Annotated in this window: 15 protein-coding genes; 13 read left to right on the forward strand and 2 right to left on the reverse strand. The window is 28.3% G+C overall.

The features are described 5' to 3' along the window. The first annotated feature begins 272 nt into the window (after positions 1-272). The 13 genes from mip to NPA13_RS01340 all read left to right on the forward strand — a co-directional run bounded on the left by mip (position 273) and on the right by NPA13_RS01340 (position 18,581). Positions 273-2,609, forward strand: coding sequence for an Ig-specific serine endopeptidase MIP (gene mip, locus NPA13_RS01280; RefSeq protein ID WP_257089592.1), 2,337 nt, complete (start codon positions 273-275; stop codon positions 2,607-2,609). A 19-nt stretch (positions 2,610-2,628) separates the two neighbouring features. After that, complete coding sequence (locus NPA13_RS01285) at positions 2,629-4,938, forward strand: putative immunoglobulin-blocking virulence protein (RefSeq protein ID WP_257089595.1); 2,310 nt, start codon at positions 2,629-2,631, stop codon at positions 4,936-4,938. Continuing rightward, positions 4,916-6,400, forward strand: coding sequence for an MSC_0624 family F1-like ATPase-associated membrane protein (locus NPA13_RS01290; protein ID WP_257089597.1), 1,485 nt, complete (start codon positions 4,916-4,918; stop codon positions 6,398-6,400). The genes NPA13_RS01285 and NPA13_RS01290 overlap by 23 nt, the downstream gene beginning before the upstream one ends. Positions 6,401-6,421: 21 nt before the next feature. After that, positions 6,422-6,904, forward strand: a complete 483-nt coding sequence (locus NPA13_RS01295) for a DUF2714 domain-containing protein (RefSeq protein ID WP_257089599.1) — start codon at positions 6,422-6,424, stop codon at positions 6,902-6,904. Then, positions 6,894-7,778, forward strand: coding sequence for an MSC_0622 family F1-like ATPase gamma subunit (locus tag NPA13_RS01300; RefSeq protein ID WP_257089601.1), 885 nt, complete (start codon positions 6,894-6,896; stop codon positions 7,776-7,778). Before NPA13_RS01295 ends, NPA13_RS01300 begins: the two co-directional genes overlap by 11 nt. Next, entirely contained in the window at positions 7,778-8,236 is a 459-nt protein-coding gene (locus NPA13_RS01305) for an MSC_0621 family F1-like ATPase epsilon subunit (RefSeq protein ID WP_257089603.1), read from the forward strand. Before NPA13_RS01300 ends, NPA13_RS01305 begins: the two co-directional genes overlap by 1 nt. Further along, positions 8,227-10,185 carry an MSC_0620 family F1-like ATPase-associated subunit gene (locus NPA13_RS01310; RefSeq protein WP_257089605.1) on the forward strand — a complete coding sequence of 653 codons (1,959 nt, stop codon included), beginning with the start codon at positions 8,227-8,229 and terminating at the stop codon, positions 10,183-10,185. The genes NPA13_RS01305 and NPA13_RS01310 overlap by 10 nt, the downstream gene beginning before the upstream one ends. Before the next feature lie 9 nt (positions 10,186-10,194). Further along, positions 10,195-11,742, forward strand: a complete 1,548-nt coding sequence (locus NPA13_RS01315; protein ID WP_257089607.1) for an MSC_0619 family F1-like ATPase alpha subunit — start codon at positions 10,195-10,197, stop codon at positions 11,740-11,742. Further along, entirely contained in the window at positions 11,742-13,100 is a 1,359-nt protein-coding gene (locus NPA13_RS01320; protein ID WP_257089608.1) for an MSC_0618 family F1-like ATPase beta subunit, read from the forward strand. The genes NPA13_RS01315 and NPA13_RS01320 overlap by 1 nt, the downstream gene beginning before the upstream one ends. Before the next feature lie 125 nt (positions 13,101-13,225). Beyond that, a complete protein-coding gene (locus tag NPA13_RS01325; RefSeq protein ID WP_257089610.1) occupies positions 13,226-17,116 on the forward strand; it encodes a hypothetical protein in 3,891 nt (1,296 codons plus the stop codon). Positions 17,117-17,305: 189 nt separating this feature from the next. Then, positions 17,306-17,767, forward strand: coding sequence for a hypothetical protein (locus NPA13_RS01330; protein ID WP_257089612.1), 462 nt, complete (start codon positions 17,306-17,308; stop codon positions 17,765-17,767). Positions 17,768-17,925: 158 nt separating this feature from the next. Further along, positions 17,926-18,279, forward strand: a complete 354-nt coding sequence (locus NPA13_RS01335) for a hypothetical protein (RefSeq protein WP_257089614.1) — start codon at positions 17,926-17,928, stop codon at positions 18,277-18,279. Between the two features lie 26 nt (positions 18,280-18,305). After that, positions 18,306-18,581: an IS3 family transposase gene (locus NPA13_RS01340; RefSeq protein ID WP_257089616.1), complete on the forward strand. Its 276-nt coding sequence runs from the start codon at positions 18,306-18,308 to the stop codon at positions 18,579-18,581. 150 nt (positions 18,582-18,731) lie between these two features. Here the strand turns inward: NPA13_RS01340 and NPA13_RS01345 are convergent, their stop codons facing one another. Further along, positions 18,732-20,609, reverse strand: a complete 1,878-nt coding sequence (locus NPA13_RS01345) for an ABC transporter ATP-binding protein (RefSeq protein ID WP_257089618.1) — start codon at positions 20,607-20,609, stop codon at positions 18,732-18,734. 15 nt (positions 20,610-20,624) lie between these two features. Beyond that, a complete protein-coding gene (locus NPA13_RS01350) occupies positions 20,625-22,430 on the reverse strand; it encodes an ABC transporter ATP-binding protein (protein ID WP_257089620.1) in 1,806 nt (601 codons plus the stop codon). Positions 22,431-22,524 lie beyond the last annotated feature (94 nt).

Genomic DNA, 22,524 nt, shown 5'->3' on the forward strand with positions numbered 1-22,524 from the left:
AAATTTTATTTTTAATAAAACAAGACAAAATTAGCCTAAAAATACACTTTAAATTCATAAATGAATTTCATATATATGTTATTATTAAGTTATAAATTATAAATACCTGAATAATTTACATAAAAATAATTAATTTATTGACCAATTAATTTGTAGGGTGTTATAATATTAAAGTTAGCATCAATATATATATATATATTGGTTATATATTTATTTTTTGATTTAAAACTAGTTTTAACTTCAAGCGAAGCTAAACAAAAATGGAGTAAATTATGAAAAAAAATAAACTTAAATTAATGTTGCTTGCAACATTTGGATCGATTGTTTCAATTTCATCTTTAGGTATTTCTTGTGGACAAACAAAACCAAAACCTGAAAATCCGGCAAATCCTAAAAAAGACGATCCTCAAAACCCTAAAGATAATGGTGGTAACGAGGGTGATAAAGTTATTGTGGAACCTGAAATTCCTACAAGACCTACAAATCCAGGTGTTGGATTAAATATTCCGGGTATGCCTGAACTTTACAAAACAGATCCTGCAGCATATAAAAAACTTCAAGAGTCAGAGAAAAATGTTCTTGATTTACAAGGATATGTAAAAGCTCTTAAAGATTACCGTGGTGATTATTCATCAAAATTAGCTGATAACTTAAAATTAACACCAGAGCAAATTGAGGCATATGACCAAAAAGCTAAAGCAGAAGGTCAACCTACATTCGAAAGTGCTGTCGTTAGAAACTTCTCTGTCGTGAACTCTGATGGAACTTTATCATTAAACCCATTAAGAGATGACACAAAAGCAGCTTACTGAGATTCAGTTCCTTTAAATAGAGGGTTACCTAGATATTTAGCTAATGAAATGTACAAGAAAACTGCTCTTCAATCTTATGCTATTAAACTTATGAACACTAACTCATTAATAGATCAACACAGAATGTACAATGGTTCTGCGTGAATTTTAGATTACAAACTTGATGAAAATGGATATCCAACAAAATGATATATCGCAACAAATATTCACGTTATTCAAGCATTTGCTGCATCAACTGCAAATGCGTCAAGTCAATCAAGATTCAAACACATTAATGATTTACAAGCTGAAGCTGATAACTATAATAAATACACAAAAGTAGTTGAAGATGCTGATGCAGAATACCACAAATTAACAAAAGAAGTTAATGCAAGAATTAAAGCTAAAGATGATGAAATCAAGTCATATGAAGATAAAAAATACGAAGCTTTATATGCAGGTAATCAAGCAGAAGCTGATAGATATGAAAAACAAGCTCTAGCAGTTAGAGAAAATGACTTGCCACCTTTATATGCAGAAGTGCAAAGAATTCAAGTTGAACAATGAAATCCAAAATGATTAACAAAATATACTGAAGCTAAAAACTGACTTAAACAAGGTGTAATTGGCGAAACTGTAGGTATCCAATTATTACACTTTAACGATGAAACTCCAATTGACCAATGATTAAAAGCTAATGAACTTCAACCAACAGTTGATATATTTAGTTTCAAACCATCACAAGTTAAACTAGTTTACGCCGGTCTTGACTTCTTAAGAACTAGCCCAAGAGATTATGTAGATCCAAATTCACCATTATCAGAATTAGAAGAAGCAGCAGACTTTGCTGTTCTCGAATTTGATTTTAGCAATTCAGATAATACATATGAATACAACTCGATTAATGGAGATCCACAAAACACATTTGGTGAACCAAAATCAGTTAGTTCAGCTGCTGAATTAGCTAGATTAGCTACAAGTAATTTTGCAAACTGAAATGAAAATGAAAAATTCAAGTTTGCTACAAAGAGTTTAAAAGCTACATATCAACAAGATGAACAAACAATGATACCTAATGTCAGATTAACAAACGATAAAACTGCAAATATCCCAAAATCAAAAATCAACTTAATTTCAGTAGCCTTCCCAAATGCTAAAACTGACCACTTATTTAACCGTAAGGTGTTAGAAAGATCTGAAGTTGCAATTATTGATTCAGGATTTAGTCAAAGTATTTGAACTAATAAACCTGTTTATGTCGCAGAAGGTCAACAAGTTGATAAAAAAGTATTCACAAAAGAATACGGAAGTGGATGAAACAAATCACTAAGCGTGAGAAACTTTATCGATATGCCTGGTGTATTTGATATTACAATCGTTTCTCCATTAATTAATTCAAGCAAAAACGAAGGTTACAAATTCGGTGTAATTAGAGATTCTGCTTCAACTTACACAGGAGATAGATACTTAAACTACGGATTAGGTTACTCATTAGGTGCTTGACAGCCTTTATCTGGTGCATCAGGTTCATCAGTTAGAACAATTGATAATGAAATTGTTGGAATTAACTATGCAACAGCTGATTCAACAGGTGTGTCATTAACTGCTTTAACTCAAGCATTCAGATCAGAAGGTGAATCTTACAATGGTTTCTATGGTAAATACAAATTAGAACAATATGACTTAATTTACGGTGGTGGAGAAAATCAAAGATCATCATACCGTGAAGCATTACAAGAGTTATATCCAAATATTCAAACTTACTTATTCAAACAAGGAGCAAATTTAATTCCTGAAGAATACAAATTCAACAAATAATTAAAGAAAGGTATTAATTATGATTAAAGCTAAAAGAAAAAAAATAATAATCAATATTGGTGCCGTTTCTGCACTAGCTGTTGTAGGTGTTGTTGCAGCTAAAACAATTAGTGATAATGCTAAACCAAAAACAAAAGACTTAGGAGTTATTACTCAGTCACGTGGAATCGCTACAGTCATCAATGAAAACGATGTTTTATATAGCGACAGAAATTCTTCAAACAAAGATAATAACTTAAAAATTAAAGTCAAAATCGAACCAGAACAACCAACTGTTGAAAATCCAAAACCAGTACAACCAGAACCAACAAAACCTGTTACTGAACCAGAACAACCAGAACAACCAGAACAACCTGTTAATCCAGAGCCAGATCCAGTAGAACCTGTACCTGACCCTGAACCAGCAAACCCGGATCCGGTAGAACCTGAGCCTACTGATCCTGCTCCTGCGCCTGATCCAGAACCTGTGACCCCAACACCTGGATCTGATCCACAACCTGAGCCAGATCCTGCTCCAACACCAGAGCAACCAAAAGAACCAGAACCAGAAGATCCGGATAAAGCAGAAGATAGTGTTTATACAGAACAACCTAAAACCACAGAACCAGAACCTGAGCAACCTACAGAGCCTATTATTGAACAACCAATTATAGTGACTCCTCCAGAACCAGAACCAGAACCTGAACCAGATCCATCTACAGAACCTTCAAAAGCAATCGAAGGTTACGCTAACCCAGAAGCTGCAAAAGATTTAGATTTTGCAACAATGAAACCTAAACCTATTGACAAAGTTACAAAAGTCAAAGAGGAAATGAAAAGAGAAATTAGAGAAAATCTTTCTGTTATTAACAGCATATTTAATAAAAATCCAAATGATTTAACAGAAGCTGATAAAGAGCTTTTAAACAAGAGTATCATTAAGATTGCTAATAACAATCCTCAAATTAATTATCCAGAGAACGCAGATTTCTCATATCTTTTTAAATTACTTAAAGATCCTCAACAAGCATACGCATTTAAGATAACACTTGAAAATATAAATAGAGAACTTGAAAATTACCTTAACAAAGGTATGGTTCCAAGTTTCCATTGAGGTGATACAGGATTTGGTAGTTTTGCACATGTTAACTTAGAAGATAATGTTGTTCGTAATGAATACATAGCAAGACATAAAAATTCATATTTTGCTTACGAATCACAATATCACAGAAATTCAAAACAAATTAGAAACTTTGAATATGATGGGTTCTCTAAACAAAATAAAACTTCTGAATATTCAAGATATGGAGCAGGCGCTGATAAAGGAATTGAAATTTATGAATACAAACCAGAAAGTGCTATTGCAAAAGAAAAAGTCAAAACAAACAAAGTTATGGCAATTCTTGATGCAGCTAACACTAAAGGTTACAATTCATTCTTAAGCTTTTTAGATAAAGTTAAAAAAGCTAACAAACAAATTGATGTACTTGTAATCAAAAATATGGGTCTTAAAGACAAACGTCAAGAATTTAGACACATTTTAAAACAACTTCCTGAATCAATTCAAAAATTAACTTTATTCTTTGAAGGTAAAGATACAACTTCACTTATTGCACTTAAAGATAAGAGAATCCAAGAATTAGACCTTTATAGTTCAAATGACTTATTAAGTAAAGATTGAGGAATTGACCCTATTGCATTACGTGGTGTAAAAAATATTACATTTGACTACACATTCGCAGCTATGCAAGATAATACAAATATGCCAGGTTCAATTGTATTTAACAGACTTAGATTTGATAAAGATGATACATTAGAAGAAATCAACGAAGGTCTTGATATTGCATTCAAAGATAGATACAATGAAAGAATTTTCCAAGGAGAATTCGGAGATGGTTCTTGACCTACTTGACTTGATTTCTCATTAAACAAAAACATCAGAAGTCTTGAAGGAATGCGTTTCCACAATAGAGTATTTAAAAACTTAACTCTTTACAATAACACAAATACATTCACAGTTAATGCTGACACGTTAGCAGCTCAACAATGATCTGCAATGCTTATCAAAGGACCTGAAAGACCTAAATTACATTTTGTTAGTCCTGTAGAAGTTAACACATTATACATTCAAGGTAATGCACGTGACTTAGACGATAACTGAGGTCCAGAATTATACGGATTAATTGAATCAGGTAAAAATGTATTCAGAACAATTTACGTAGATAACCAAACAATGGCTGACAGATTAAATCGCTCACAAGCATTTACTAAATTTGGTAAAACAGCAGTAGTTAAATCAGCTAACTTTGATCCAAGTGGAGGTGGCGATGCAGAAATCTCATTCAGTTAATAGTAAAACCAATTTATTACAGTTAAACTGAAGTAAAGAAAATGTTCTTAAATTAATTTCACTTGTACTTTCGTTCTTGTTAATAAGCTCAATTGGAATTGTTTTCAATTACTTTATTAACAAAGGCGATCAAACAGGAATTGATTATTCAATTCTGTTTGATAGAAGTTTCAAAATAAACTCAAGTATTAACTTCTTTGTGTTATTCAACTTAACTTTATTATCATTGCTGATTATTATCGCTATGACTAAGAGTTATTTTGTCATAAACAAAAATAACTTGAAGTTTTCAAGTTACATCTACTGATATGTTGCATACATTACTTATGCACTTATTACATTTGGATTTTATACTTTTACTTTTATAACTACTACAAAAGATACTTCTTCAAAATGATTAATTTATAACTCATTTTTACTTATACCACTTTTAGTTATTGATTTAACTTTTGATGTATATACACAAGTTAAAAAATCAAGAAGTTTTTCAATTAACATCAAGAAATTAGTTTTAGATTGAAGCTATACTATAATCAAATACGTTTTACTCGGAATTGGATTATGAATGCTTGTTTTAATGGTTAATAACGTTCAAGTTTCAAAATCAAAAGATGGAAGCATTGAAACGCAAAGAGTTGTTGGTATTTTTGTAAACAATGTTTACATTAATAAACTAACTAGAATTTTCAGTGAAAATGCAGTTTACAAAAACTTATCTATTTTTGGATTAGTTTTTGCACTTATCTTACTTCTAAGTTTAAAAGTTTACTCAAACATTTCAAACTTATCAAGCGTGGTTTACAGAAACAGTTTATTTGCATCACTTACAAAATTAATTCTTGCATTTATCTTACCTGTAATGTTCTTTGCGATTTACACACTTGCAAAATACGCTTACAAACCAATCGATATTAGCGAAGATACAACCACAAAAGTTGCTTTATTTGCTGCGTTTATTGCATTAGTTGCAATCTTAAATGGACTTGTAATTGCAAGTAGATTTACAAAATTCAAAAATCAATTATTAACAAACAAAACAGTATTTGTAATTTTAGAATTAGTTTCATTATTTGTTTTATTAGTTGCAAATACTCAATTAAACTACTTTCACAGATTAATTATCAACTTATTATTCTTTATTTTATTTGTAATTAACTTTGGATTAGTTAAATACAATAAAGCTAATAAATTAAATAATTTAGAAAATGCAATGCTTTTAGCTATGTTAGTTTCTCTAACAATTTCATTAGTGTTTAGCATTTTCTTACACGCTACATTCAGTAATGATAACTGAGCAATATTAGTGCTTACAAAGAATTGAGATATATTGACAATTTTTGCACTAGTCACAATTATGCTTTATATTCTATTTGCACTTTCATCTATAGCATATACTGGATTTATCAAGATATTTGCTTTGTTTTATGAAAAAAGAAAACACTTTACAAAGAGAGGTAAATAATTTATGTTTAAGAAAAATAAAATGAAAAATAAAGAGCTTTTAGCATACTTAGAAAAAGCAAAAGTTTATCAATCAAAATTATTTGCTGACTTTGAAAGATTTAAAAGCAAACCGACTTATGTTTCAAATGAAAGTTTCTGAAATTCATTTTTAATTGAATACAACTTAACTGAAAAAGATTTAAAACCTTTAACAGATAGTATTCAAAAATGAATTAGCAGAAAAAATAATCTTTTATTAGATAAATTTGTTATCACCTGAACTATTGATTCAAAATTTAGTTTATATGATCAAATTCCTAAAACTGAACAAAAACAAAATGTTTCTGTATCAGATACAATACTTAGAAGCTCTGTTTCACAATTGAACTCAGACTTTAATGAATACATAAATAAACTAATTGAAGAGAATTACATTATCGAATTTATACCAAGTGTTCTTTTATTAAAAGAAAACAATGTTTATAAATTATTTATAGGTCCTGGAATTATTAATGAACAGTAAAACCATTGAATCAAAATATAATTCTCTTAAAAAGATTTATAAAATCGTTGAATCAAAGAAAAATATTACTTTAATTAACTTACTTAGACTATCTAAACAAATTGGTTACTGTTTAGATAGAGCTAACTATTCAAAATTCATAATTGAGCAAATTACTGATAAATATTCAATCAATGATTTTGCTCTTAATAAAAAAAGTGACTTGCTTACTTTAGGTGGATTAAAAACACTTTGAATTTACATTACAGAAGAAGAAAAATATAGTACTAACTCATATCAAAAACATGAAAAGTACTTGCTCCAAGCTATCAACAAATCTAACGATAGCATTATTGCTATCGGTCAAAAAGCAACTAAGTTTGCTAATGACAACGGATTTAATATCTTATTTAGCTTTGAGAAAAATGAAGTTGATTACTTAAATGAACTACTTCCAAAAATCATTATTAACAACTTCAAAATTAATGATTATGCAAACTTAAACTTTGTAATTAACTCAACAAAGATTAAAGAAAAACATATTCAACTGCTTCCTGTAAATATGAATAATTTCACACTTAAACACCATCAACACGGTCAATTATTTAACTCAAATATCAACACTCATAAAATTTCGCAAGATTTAAATGAGTTTATCGATTCAGAAACTGAGTCTTACTTAAACTTTGCTATTTCTTCACTTTTAACTGAGTCAGCTTTAATTTATGAAAAATATAAGTTAGTTGCTCAAAATAGTACTCTTAATGATTTAGAAGAAAAAATTAAATTCCAAAAAAGACAATTCTTAAAAGTTAAAAGAGAAAAAGAAATTGAACAAATCTCAATGCTTAGCAAGAAAAAAGACTTATTACACGAAATCAGAAAGGGGAACTAATGATTGATTTAACTTTAGTATCAGCTAAAAATGTTAAAAAACATCTTAAGATTTCTGAATTAAAAATCAATCATCAGCTAAAAGATAGTTGACAAAAAGTTGAGAAAAACACAATCTCAAGTTACAAAAAAGTTTTATGTTCACTTAAAACAAATTCAAAAGAATACTTTTTAATATTTGATTCATTATTTGTCCAAAGCAATGAAAATCAAATTGTCCTTTTCTACAATAATTCATTTGAAACTTTTGTCCAAGATGACAAAAATAAAACTCAATTACATTCATTAAATAAAAAATACAAAGAAATTAAAAAGGAACTGCTAAAAACAAAATTTGCTTTATATGCTTCTAATGACATTGATTTAATCAACAGATTAGAAAAACTAAAAAGAAAAGCATTCAAGCTTAAAGCTCAAATTTACTTTTCACTATTTGAAAATGAGGATTTATGAAAATAAGAAGATGACTTAAATTAGGTGCTATTTCTTCTTCATTAGTATTACCGCTTTCGGTTATTTCAGCAACTACAAATGAAAATGAAACAGCGAGTAATACAACTGAAACAGAAAAAGAACCTGTTGCTAATTTTCCTGAAACAAAGGAAATGCAAAAAAACATTTTCAATGAAAAATTACCATTAGTCCTTGAAGAGTATATTAAAAAGCTTGAATTAGAAGTAGCAGATTATGAAAAGCAAAATTTAGCAGAACCAAATATTGAACATTTAAAAAGAATTACTTACTATAAAAAGTTTGTAAATTATTTAAAGGCTCAAAAAGATCAAATAGTTTCAAATCCAATTGAAAATGGATTTAACATCATTTTTCCTAATTTACTTACAAATGAAACTTACAAATTAGGAGACATTACTTACTTTAAAAATGATTTTGGACCACTTATGATTGGAGAAGCTACACCAGATAACTACGAAAAAGTAAGTGCTATAGACACAGAAGGAAAAGTTGCCATTCCTGAAGACGCAAAAGTAATTAATAATCAACTTACTCAAAGTGCGATTTTAAACCAAATAAATAGCTATATTGAATCGCTTTCTTCATCTTGAAGAGATATTCTTTTAGAAAAAGAAGACTTTCCTAAATATGCAAAAGATGAAGAAGTTTTCAAGGTCTTAGATGACAATGCAAAATTAGATTTAAATGTACCTAAAGGTTTTGAAACTTGGGATGCTTATTTCTTATCAGTTCTTAATAAGAGAACGATGAAATTCGACATTGAGAAAAACCAAGAATTCAATGAAGTTGAAGAACCAACTCTTCCAATCTTGCCTGAAGAAAAAATCGAAGAAGACCCAATTGTAGTTTCAGTTGCTGAAGAAAACGTTCCTAGACTTTCTCCGATACTTACAGGTGACTACATCAACGCTTCAAATGCAGAATTAATTAGTTTAGTAAATTCGCAAAATGCTAAATTCAATAATGAAGCAGTTTTCTTCTTTAATCCATTATTAAAATTACTTAAATACAACGTTACAGGTTTAAGAGAAGAAGATGGTAAGTTAATTGCAACAATTACTTTAACAAATACATCAGATGAGAAACAAACATCTTACGAACGTGAAGTGACTAGATATTCAGATTCACAATATGCACAATCAATGCAAGTTGTAAATAATGCAATTGAATCATCAATGTTAGGTTACTATGATGCACTTGGAATTACCAAAGATTTAGTTTTTGAAAAACTTGGAAACAGAAAACTTCAAGAAATTGTCTTTGACCAAATCTTTGTTGCAGTAAAAATTATTAACAATCAACAATTCTCAAACATCATAAATGATGCAGTTGAATACTACAAGGATGTAACTTTTAAAAACGATAAAGGTGATTTAATCAACTTATCATTATCAGAAGACTCAAAAGATGCATTCACTAACTCTATTCACGCACAAACAATTAAAGGAAGAACTTACTTTAATTTATTAACAAGTGCATATAAAGACTTATATAGTGAGTTTTCAAAACAAATTTCAGTACCTGAAATTAAATCAGTTATTGAAGCTAACTTAAATTCCTTTAATTTCACATTTAGTGATGTTAATGAAGCGCTATCAACTTTAAGAGACTTAATTTTAGACTTAGACAGAATTGAACAAGTAAGCACATTTAAAAATCAACAATTTCAAACTTTCAACGTAAAGTTAGAACAAGTACAAAAACAATTCATTAATTTAGGTATCGTAACTCAAAATAAAAACATCACTAATGAAAGCGAAAACATCAGAGCGCAATACCAAAAAGCTTACAATGAATTGATTCTTAAAGAAAATTTACAATCAACAAAAAACACAAACATTGTTTTAATTACAATCGGTACACTTATTACACTTTTATTAATTGGAACAATAATTATTAGCAGTTTAAACAAAAACAAAGCTAATTTAAAGTAAAGGAAGAATATGGAAAATAAATTATACATATCAGCCATTTATGACTATGTTGTTGAAATAAGTGGCCAAACAAATTACAAACAAAATGAAATTTACCATTTAAAAGATAACAAAGATGCTTTATTGATGGTAATTTCAGCAACAGAAGATCGTGCTTTTTGTTTAATTAAACAAAATCCTGAAGAATATAAAATTGGTGCAGAAGTAATTAGAGCTAAAGTTGATACAAAAGTTAAAACTGCAAAAAACTACTTCGGAAAAATCATTGACATTAACAGTGGCATTTTATTCCCTGAAGTTACTAAAGAAAAATTTGAATTCTATGAGCAATCTTCAGAAATCTTTAACGTTAATAACAACTTAATGTCTTATATGCCTCTTGATGAGCAATTAAAAACAGGTTACTCAGTAATTGACTTGCTTATTCCTGTTGGAAAAGGACAAAGAGAACTTATTATTGGTGATAGAAAAACTGGTAAAACATTTATTGCCTTAAACACAATCATTAACCAAAAAGACAAAAATGTTAAATGTATTTATGTTGCAATCGGACAAAAACAAAGCGAAATTGCAAGTGTTTACAATTTACTTAAAGAGCATGGTGCTGATGAATACACAATCATCTTAACTGCAAACAGTGATAAACCATATGAACAATATTTAGCTCCATATATTGCTATGGCTCACGCTGAAAATGTTTCTTATGAAGATGATGTTTTAATTGTGTTTGATGACTTAACAAAACATGCAAACATTTTCAGAGAAATTGCTTTATTAATCAACAAACCAGTTGGTAAAGAAGCATTCCCAGGTGATATGTTCTATGCACACGCTAGATTACTTGAAAGAAGCGGTAAATTCCACAATAGAAAATCAATTACTGCTCTTCCAATTATTCAAACAGTTGATAACGATATTACATCTTTAATTGCATCAAACGTTATTTCAATTACAGATGGTCAAATTGTTACAAACTCAGAATTATTTGCGCTTAACAAATATCCAGCTATCGATGTTAACTTATCAGTTTCACGTATTGGTAGTGGAGTTCAAAACAAATTAATGAACCAAAGTGCAAAAATTGTTGGTAAGTTATATAAATCATTCAAAAAACAAGCTAAACTACTTGCTGTTAAATACGACCTTAATGATGACATTAATTCACTTATGTTAGGAGGAATCCAAATTGAAAAAATGTTTAATCAAAAAGGTGTTTCATCATACGATGAAAAAGACATTTACTTAATTTCACGTATCATTCAATGAAACTTATTAAATAACTTATCTGATTTGCAAATTAATCAAGCAATCAAATTCATTATTGAATACGAAAAATCTAATGCAACTTGCAAGAAAGTTGTCGAAGATTTAATTAACGATACAACTAAAGATCCTGAATTAGTTAAAAACTACTTCGCATTCTTACTTAACAAATATTCAAATAAATTCAATCTACAATGACAATTACCTGCTGCTAAAGAATTCTTAACTACTGATGAAAAACTAATGGAACAAATTCACAACAAAATCAAAAACGAATTAAAAGGAAGTAAATAATGAGCGCTAAAATAACAAAATTATGAAGTGACGTAATTGAAATTCAATTCAAAAATGAAAAATTACCAGCTATTAATTCACTTCTTAAAAGTGACAATGGTTCATATTTATTAGTTAAAAGAATTCTTAATGAAAATACTTTATTAGCAGTTATTGTAGACTTAAAAGATAACTTATCAATCAATGATAAGATTGAAAAATTAAACCATTCATTTATGGTTCCTGTAGGAAATGAAGCAAAAGGACACATTTACGATGTGCTTGGAAATAACTTAAGCTCTCCTAAAACAAAAGTTACAAAAACAGTTGAAATGGATTCAACAATTATAACAAACACAAACTACGAAAAAAGAGCAAAGCTTTTAACAACAGGTATTAAAGCTATTGACTTTTTCGTTCCTATTTTAGATGGAGATAAAATCGGTATCTTTGGTGGAGCCGGAGTTGGTAAAACTGTTTTAATGAAGGAAATTATTTTCAACCTCTCAAAACAAAAAACTAACACATCAGCTATCTTCATTGGTTCAGGAGAACGTTCAAGAGAAGCTATTGAGTTATACAATGATTTAACTGAATCTAACTTAATGCAAAATTCAACAATGTACATTTCAAGAATGAACGAAAACCCAGGTTCAAGAATGAGTATTGTTCCAGTTGGAATTACTGCTGCTGAATACTTAAGAGATAACAATAAAGAAAACGTTTTATTATTCATTGACAACATTTTCCGTTTCTTACAAGCTGGAAATGAAGTTGCTGCATCACTTGATAAAAAACCATCAATTGGTGGATATCAAGCAACTTTAAACACTGAAATTTCACAAGCTGAAGAAAGACTTTATACAAATGAAAATGGTTCAATTACATCATTCCAAACAGTTTTCTTACCAATGGATGATTTATCTGACCCATCAGCTGTTGCTGTATTTAACCACTTAAACTCTTCACTTGTGCTTTCACGTGAAATTAGTGCTAAAAACATTTTCCCTGCTTTTGATCCGTTGGTTTCTTCATCAAACAACGTAAATCCTGAAATTATTGGTTCAAAGCATTATCAAGCTATTTTAGACACAAAATACATCTTACAAAGATATAAAGAAATTGAAGATGTTATGCTTATTTTAGGATTTGATGAGTTAGATGACGAATCAAAAACAATCGTTAAAAAAGCATTACAGTTACAAAACTTCTTCTCACAAAACTTCTTTATGACTGAACATTTCACATTAAGAAAAGGGGTTTTTGTTCCTTTAGATCAAACTGTAGATTCAGTTGTTAGAATTATTAAGGGTGAATTTATTGATGTAAATCCAGAAAAATTCGCTTACATTGGTTCAGTAAACGACCTTAAAAAATAATCAAATTTGCAAGCTACTTTTAGCTTGCTTTTTTTGTTGATTTCAAGCTCAAAATTTATTTTATTTTTTTAATAATATAAAAGTGTTAATTTAGTATATTTAAAAATAATAAAAAGGACAAATTTATGACTAGTAAAACTTCAAAAAGAAATAAAAAGATTATTATACTTTTAGCATTCACAGGAGTACTTGGAGCAGTAACTGCACCTGCTGTGTATTTTGGTCTAAAATACACAAATAAAACTGAAGAAACTGTAAAAGTGATATTAAGAAACGCTTATACCAGGGATGAAGAACCTGAAACTCTTAAGAGTATTGCAAAAAAAATCAATGGTAAATGAGAAATCACTAATCCTGATCCGGAAAACTATGTTTTATTGAATAAATACGGGGGAGTGGTTGATAAGTTGATAAGAGATGAAGCTCCAATATCAAATGAATTTATTAAAATATGACCTAAAAATTATGATGTACAAGTTTCAATAGCAAGAAATGAATTCGACCATGACTGACAAGATATTAAAGATTTCGAAATTCAAGTTAATTATCAAGATGACGAAACAAGAATTAGTGAACTTATTAAACAAAAATTACCAAGTGACGTTAAACTTTCATCAATTTCAGGTGTAACTCCTTGAACTTCAGAAATTCAAATTAAAATTGTTGAAAATAGAAAAACTATAACAATTTACTTTAATGATTCACATGGTGTTATTGGAAAAAGAGAGGAAAAAATTCCTATTAAAGAAAATTCAATTGTTATAAGTTCAGATTTAGTTCCTAATGATTATGTTCTAGTTGATTCAAACAAACAAATCTTAGATAGTGTTACAGTAAATGAAATTACAAATAATACTATTAACTTAACTGTGCTCCCTAAAAACTATGAAGTTAGAGTTCATATTGATCAAAATAACTCTCATAGAGATGATATTTCTGACTTTAATATTTTAGTTAACTATCAAGATGATGAAACCAGGGTCAAAGAATTAATAGAACAACATCTTCCTGTAGATGTGAAAGTTAGTTCAATTAGTGATGTTAAACCTTGAATTGAGATATTTAACGTTAATATCGTTGAAAACAGAAAGACTGTAACAATTAATTTTGTTGATGCTAATGGTTCTGTTATCGGCACAACAACACAAAGAATAAATATGGATGAGAATCAATTAACTGTCTACAGCAATATGGTTCCTGATTCTTATGTTTTAGTTAATTCGAATAAAGAAGTAATTGAAAGTGAAGTCATAGAGCAAATAGTAGATAATTCAGTTAATGTTTTGGTTCTTCCTAAAAACTATAATGCACAAGTTAAAATAGTCAACAACGAGTCTCATAAACAAGATATTCAAGATTTTGAAATTCAAGTTAATTATCAAGATGATGAAGCAAGAATTAGTGAACTTATTAAACAAAAATTACCAAGTGACGTTAAAGTTTCATCAATTTCAGGTGTAACTCCTTGAACTTCAGAAATTCAAATTGAAATTGTTGAAAATAGAAAAACAATAACAATTAACTTTAAGGATTTAAACAACGATATTGTAGAAATTACAACTCAAAAAATTAATATGGATGAAACTTCATTTACAGTTTCAAATTTATTAATTCCAGATGGTTATGTATTAATAAATTCAAATAAACAAGTTGTAGATAGCATAACAATAAATCAAATTGAAAATGATACTGTTGATGTTAAAATTTTACCTCAAAACTATAGTGTGCAAGTTGTGATAGCTAATAATGAATCACATAGACAAGATATTAATAACTTTAACATTGATGTTAATTATCAAGATGATGAAACAAAAGTTAAAGACCTTATTACTCAACAATTGCCTACAGATGTAAAAATTAAATCAGTTTCAGGAATTGAACCTTGAGCTACATCAATAAATCTTGATATTATTGAAAATAGAAAAACGATAACAATTAATTTCAAAGATTTAGATAATAATTTAGTTTCATCAACTACTCAAAAAATTAATATGGATGAAAATTCGATTATTATTGAAAGTAATTTAGTTCCTAACTCATATGTCTTAATCGATTCTAATAAAGAGGTTATTCAATCAGTAACAATTGATCAAATTCAAAATAATGAAGTTAATGTAGTTATAGCTCCACAAAGTTATACAGTTTTAATTAATATTGTTCAAAACAATACAAGTGATCAAGTTGATAATTTTGATGTTCAAGCCACTGCTCAAGATACAAAAGATAATTTAATTGAGTTAATTAGAAATCAATTAGATTCTAAATACTTATTTGAATTAAGTGGTGAGTGAAATAAATTTGATAAATTCGCAAACATAATTGTTAATGTTGCTCAATCTGCTGAAAGTAAAGATGATTATGTTGCATACATAAGAGGAAATTTAAATTCATTAAATAAAGTAAAACAAAATGAAACATTATTTGGCTCAGATCAAATTACAAATTTTGATTTATCTACTTTAGATGATTATGAAAATAAATCATTAGATGAATTAAAAACTCTTAAAAATGAAGTAGAAAATATTCTTAATGTTGCTAATACAATTGCAACAGAAAAAGTTAATGATGCATTTGAACAAATTGTTCAAATCTCTAACAATCAAGATAATTCTAAGTACTACTTAAAAGATTTCTTAGTTGATAAAGAAAACTTGTCATACAAATTTGAGCACGACACAGATAAGGTTGAATTCTTTATTTCTAGATTAGATGAAATTAATCAAATTAAAGCTAATATTGATGAAAGAATTGATAAAGGTAATTTACTAAATTACTTAACAACAAACATGCAATATGCGACATATTTAGTATTAAATTGTCTAAATAATGTTGATGATGGATACGCAGATTATGTAATTGGTCCTAGAAAACTATTTGAAGGATCATTTAAATTGTTATCTATTGATAACGCATCTAAATATCAAACCCTTTCAATTCGTGATTTAAAACCTTTATTTGATTCAGGTCTAATCACACTTCAATATAAAACTCGCTTAAGAGGACGCAATAATGATCCTTACATTAGATTAGATAAAAGTTCAATTGATTATGATAATGAAGTTGTTACATTTGAATATAATCACGATGATAATGAAGAGAGACTTCTTAAATTAGAAATTTTAAATAATCAAGGAAACTATCCTTATTTAGCAACAACATTTGTTAAAGAAGATAAAAACCCAATAGCAAACTATTGAGTTAAAACAGGTGTAGTTCCTGATTTAACACCTGCTGCTTCAACCATTGTTCCTAATTCACTTGATGATTATTGATTATTCCCTAGAAAATATGAAATCAAATATAAAGAAAGATTTTTACAAGATGGAACAAATAATGTGAATAAAAATTGATTAAATAATGTAATTAACAGCTATGCAAATGGTGCTTGAAATTATAAGATTTCTGACGGTACAGCATTTAATTATCAAAATGCTTTATGAGTTGCATTGCTTCAAGCATTTGTTAAAACAAATATAACAAGTGATAAGTTTAATATTGATAAAAATACATCAGTCTTCACAAAAACATTCACAGAAGATAACTCATTTACATTTGTTTTAAACGCAACTGCATCTAAAAACTCTTCAACAAGAGATTTTGCAAACATTGGTGGAGCATTCTTTGAACAATTAATTGACTCATCAACAGCAAGACACATTGATTTTGAAACTGGAGACAAAATTAGACTTGAATTTGATTTAGATAATTCACGTTCTTGACACCCAAGTATTCCAGGAAACACATTACCATCAGTTATTTCAAATAACTTAGGAGACTTTTCAAAAACTGCAAAAGCTTACAATTTTAATGGTTACTTCCCAATTAATGCAAGTTACTATGGAGATTTAAGACTTAAACTTTATGTAAATGATAATCTCATTTGAAATGCTTCTACATTAGATGGAACACAAAGCCATATTCTTCCAATCTTTGTATTAGATAAATGAGATGTTCCAGGATCAGATAGAAAATATGTTTTAGTATATACAGCTGGCTCAAAAGTAGCAATCGGATAATAATGTGCAAAAAAACATTCAACTTTATTAAGAAGTTGTAACATTCCATGTTTATGATTCAATCACAAGCTTTTTGCTTGTGATTTTTTTTATAAGAAAAAACCATATCATAAACTAGGACAAGAAAAGTAGACAGAAAATAAAAAAACTGTCTACTTTTTGTTTACAATAAGAGAAAGGATTTTACAAATGGCTAAACAACTGAAACATTATGAATGATTAGATCTATTCAAATGACTAGAAGATTGAGAATACACAAATGAATATGAATACAAATTTGCATCTTATATTTCAGAAAAATATAATAAGGATTACTTTAAAGAAAATGTTAGACGTAGAATTCGAAATAAATTTAAGGAATATCAAAAAGATGAAACTGTAATATTTTCAAAAACAGGAACGGTTCCTAAAAAAGGGAAGGGTTCTGGAAGACCTAAAAAGAAACCTATTGAAACAGATGATTCAATGATTGAAGAAATGACTGATGAGCAAAAGAATGAATTCATAAAAATTATGATTGAAATTTTCAGAGATAATAAAATGGAAATTGATTGAAGCAAAATCAAGAAATCATCTTCTGTTACAAATAAACAATTTATATATTTTTGAGAATACCAAAATCTACTTTTTATAAGAAAATTTCGCAATTAGATAAAGAAGTCTCTCAAAAGTCTGAAAATGAAGAATTACATTCAATTATCAAAAAGGCCTTTTATGAAAATAAAGGTCGTTTTGGTCGTTGAAGATTGAGCATTTATATACTAAAAGTATATAAAATAGACATAAATTACAGAACATTAGGAAGAATAATGAACAAATTAAATCTAATTTGTGTAGTTAGGCCAAAGCGTAAAGTCAGAGAAATCAAGAATACAAATGTTAAGATTAAAGATCTTGTAAATAGAGATTACAATGGAATTACAAATAATATTATTGCAACAGATGTTTCATACATAAAAGCACCAAATGATATAGATGAAAATCACGTTTATCTTTCAGTTGCAATACATCATAAAACAAAGAAAATTTTGAATTGAAACTTATCAAGAAGAAATGATACAGATTTAGTTATTTCGCACATCAAGGATATCAAGTTTAAAAACCTTGAATTCTTCATTCAGATCACGGATTTCAATATTCATCATCTAAATATCTCGATGTAGTTGTCAAAAACAATGGTAATGTATCTATGGGTAGGGTTGGGAATTCATTAGATAATAGGGAAGTTGAATATTTCTTTTCAAACATCAAATCTGAGTGTTTAAACTTTGTAAATTACAAAACAATTTGCTTTGATAAACTTAAAAACATTATTAAAGATTACATCGAATGATATAACAATGAAAGATTTCAATCTGTGTTAAATTGAAAAACACCTCAACAATCTTGAGATGCTTTGATTTTTTATAAATTGTCTATAAGACTTGTCCTAGTTTATCAAAGATATGGCCGTTCTTTATTGTAGTTGAAACTTATAAGTGATATATATCAGAATTCTTCAGTCTGATTAGATATTGAAAATTTATGTATTTTACTTACTTTTATAAAAATTAATGAAATAGAGTCAATGTTTAAAAAGCATAAAAAAAGCAAGCTTCTAGCTTGCGAATTTGTCTTAATTTTCGAATTCAAATTGTGATGTATATAGTTGATGGTAGAAACCTTTTTTATCTAATAACTCTTTGTGAGTTCCTTTTTCAATAATAAGTCCATTATTAACAACTATAATAACATCAGCATTTTTAATTGTGCTTAAACGGTGGGCAATAACAAATGTTGTTTTATTTTTCATTAACTCTCACATAGCTTTTTGAACAATTTGTTCTGTTGCTGAATCAATGTTTGAAGTGGCCTCATCTAAAATAAGTAAGTTTTTATTCGAAAGAATTGCTCTAGTCAATGAAAGAAGTTGTCTTTGACCTTGTGATAAGTTAGCACCATTGTTTTCGATCATTGTATCATAACCTTGAGGCATATTCATAATAAAATGATGAGCATGTGTCATTTCAGCAGCTTGAATGATTTGTTCATCAGTTGCATTTGGATTCGTCATTTTAAGGTTATCTTTAATTGATTCATTAAATAAGAATGAATCTTGAAGCACAATTGTCATATGATCTCTTAATTTATCTGTTTTGATGTTTCTAAGTTCATTTCCATCAATTTTAATTGAACCCTTAGTGTAATCATAATATTTGGATAAAAGAGAAATAATTGTAGTTTTACCAGCACCAGTTGGACCAACAATTGCAACAACTTGACCTGGTTTGATATCGAATGAAGCTGCTTTTAGTTGATATTCTAACTTATCTGGATTGTATTTGAAATATACATTATCAAATTGAACGTGTCCTTTAATTGAGTTAATATCAATTGTTTGATTTGATGTATCAGGTTCAGCAATTTCTAAAAGCTTGAAAATTCTTGATGAAGATGCAATTCCAATTTGTGCATTAAACGCACTTGATAAGATGTTTTGGAACGGTCCCATAAAGTTTCAGTTAAGGGAAATAAATAAGATAATAAATGCAGGTGTTGCATTTCCGTTTTTGTCAACTCCAAGTCCAATTAAGTTTCAAACAGGTATTTGTTTGAAATAAAAGATTGCAGCAAGACCTGAGATAAGCAAGATAACAAAGTTTGCTATAAGTGTATATCAGATATCAAATGATTTAGCAATTACATCACCTTTGTAAGCACTTTTTCTAATATCGTATGTGATTTTTTCAAGTTCACTATAAACATATGCTTGTCTATCAAATGAGTTAGTTACTTTTGTATTTGTTAACATTTCTTCGACAAAAGCGTTAAGTCTCCCAAATGAGTTTTGCACCTTAACAAAGTAAGGATGTGATTTTTTAATTAGTAAGAAAACTAATCCAAATAAAATCAGTGTAACAGGTAAAACAATTAATGTAAGAAGTGATGAAACTAACATAAGTACAATGATTGTTATGCAAATGTTGAATATACTTGTTACAACTTGCGTCATCATTTGGAATAATGAGTTAGCTGTATTGTTAACATCAACAATTAAAGTTGATATCAAGTCTCCTGTTTTGTTTTTATCATAAAAACTAACAGGCATTTTTAATATCTTTTCAAGCAGTTCTTTTCTAAGTGTTGCACCAGCTTCAAAAGATAGTTTGATATATAACCTTTGTTCTACATATCTACAAATACCGTACAAGATAAAAGTAAGTGTAAGTGCAGATAGCATTAATATAAAGTTAGTTAAATTAAATTTATCAGGGTAAGTTATTTGTGAATTAAGGTAAGGTTCAAAGAAGATTTGTACGATTATTCCGATTAAGAAACTACCAATGATATAGAAAATAGAGTTGAGTAATGAAAATAAAAGAGCAACAAATAATATTTCTTTACTTCTGCAAAAGTACGAAAGTAATTGTTTAAGTGTTTTAAACACTTTAACTTGCTCATTAGCTTGTAAATCTTGAGCTATTTCTTTTTGTTCATCGCTTAAATCAGACATATTTACTTCTCCTTTCTATTGATCTAATTGGTTAGTTGCTACATCTTTATATCATTGACAAGATTTAAGTAATTGTTCGTGAGTTCCTTGGTCAAGAATTTTTCCATCTTCAAGAACTAAAATATTATCAGCATGTTTGATTGAGTTAATTTTCTGAGAAATAATAATTGTTGTACAAGAGTAATTTTCTTTAATATTTTTAATAAGTTGCTTTGTGGTTAAGTTATCAAGAGCAGAAGTTGAGTCATCTAAAATTAAGATTTTAGGGTCAATAATCAAACTTCTTGCAATTGAGATTCTTTGCTTTTGACCACCACTTAAGTTTTTACCTTTTTGTTCGACTTTGTGATTTTCTCTATCCTCGAATGTCTGAATAAAGTTTCTTGCACAAGATGCTACAAGAGCTTTTTGAAGTTCTTCATTAGTTGCATTAGGTTTAGCGAATAAAACGTTTGATTTAATTGTTCCTGAATATAAAAGTGCATCTTGGTAAACAATAGCTACATTCTTGTGTAAGTTATGTGTGTTGATGTCCCTGACTTCAATACCATTAATTAAGATATTTCCGTTTTCTTGAGTGTATTTCATATTGTTAACAAGTAAGTTAACAATTGTACTTTTACCTGAACCAGTTGGTCCGATAATTCCTAAAGTTTTACCACCTGGAATTTTGAAGTTAATGTTTTTAATTGCATAATCTTCAGCTGTATCAAAGTATTTGAAGTTAACATTTTTAAATTCAACAGAATAATCTGTTGCATCATTAGTTTGTGAAATTATTTTTCCATTTGGAACAAATAAATCATCATATTTAGCATCTAAGACTTGAACAATTCTACCTGAACTAATTTTTGCTCTAAACATAGAACCTAAGAATTGTGAGAATAAAATAATTCCACCAGCTATAACAAATTCATATTCGATGAACACATTAATCTTTGCGATAAACTCACCATTAATGCTTGGATTTTGATCTAATTTAACTTTTCCTATTGCGTAAATTAAGACAACAATAAAGTTAACAATCCCAAAGAATGCAGGTGTTCCGATTGCAAAGAATTTAAAAATATTCTTTTCAGTTTTTACTCATTGATTATTAGCGTGATTGAATTTTCTTTTTTGTTGTTCTTGTAAATTATTTGCTTTTATAAATCTAGCACCATTTACAGTTTCGTCAACTTCTTTTGTAATTGCATCAAGATTTTTTCTGTTTTGTTTAAGCTTAGGGTTTACCTTAATGAATATAAATACCATAATAAAAAGAAGTAAAGGTATAACTGCTAAAATCGAGTAAGTGAATTCTAAATCTGTTGCAAAAGCAAATACTAATCCAACAATGATAAATAATGGCGCTTTAACAAGTGATGTTGATGCACCCACTAAGAAATCTCAAAATACAGCAACATCATCATTAATTCTTGTTATTAAACTTTCGGTTGTTAAATTAGAAATATCTTTAAGACTAAGTTTTTGATATTTAGCAAATAAAGCATTTCTATAAAAGTTCGAAGCTCTCTCGCCAGCTCCGATGATTATCATAGTTGAAGCTATAGCAGTTATTGCTGTAAGTGCAAGTAATACTAAGATTGAAATTAATAAGAATACAAATGCATTAGTTCAGCTTGATGATTTATACAATTGTAAGTTCTTAAAAATTGTAATCATGTATGTTTCTTGACTACCTTTTGTAAGTAAAGGTAAGAATTGACTAAGCACAATTGGCAAAATCATTGTGCAAGCAACATTTAAAATAACAATGATGATACCAATGAAAAATCTCATTTTAATGTTAAATGGCAAAATTTTAAACATCTTATACATAACTTACTCCTTTCATTAATTTGTCCTATATATAATGCATACATTATATATATTTTTAATTTTTATATCTTCAATTATTTATAAGGGTCAAAAA

The sequence above is a fragment of the Mycoplasma sp. 2045 genome (assembly GCF_024582715.1).
In the GTDB taxonomy this organism is placed as follows: domain Bacteria; phylum Bacillota_I; class Bacilli_A; order Mycoplasmatales; family Metamycoplasmataceae; genus Mycoplasmopsis.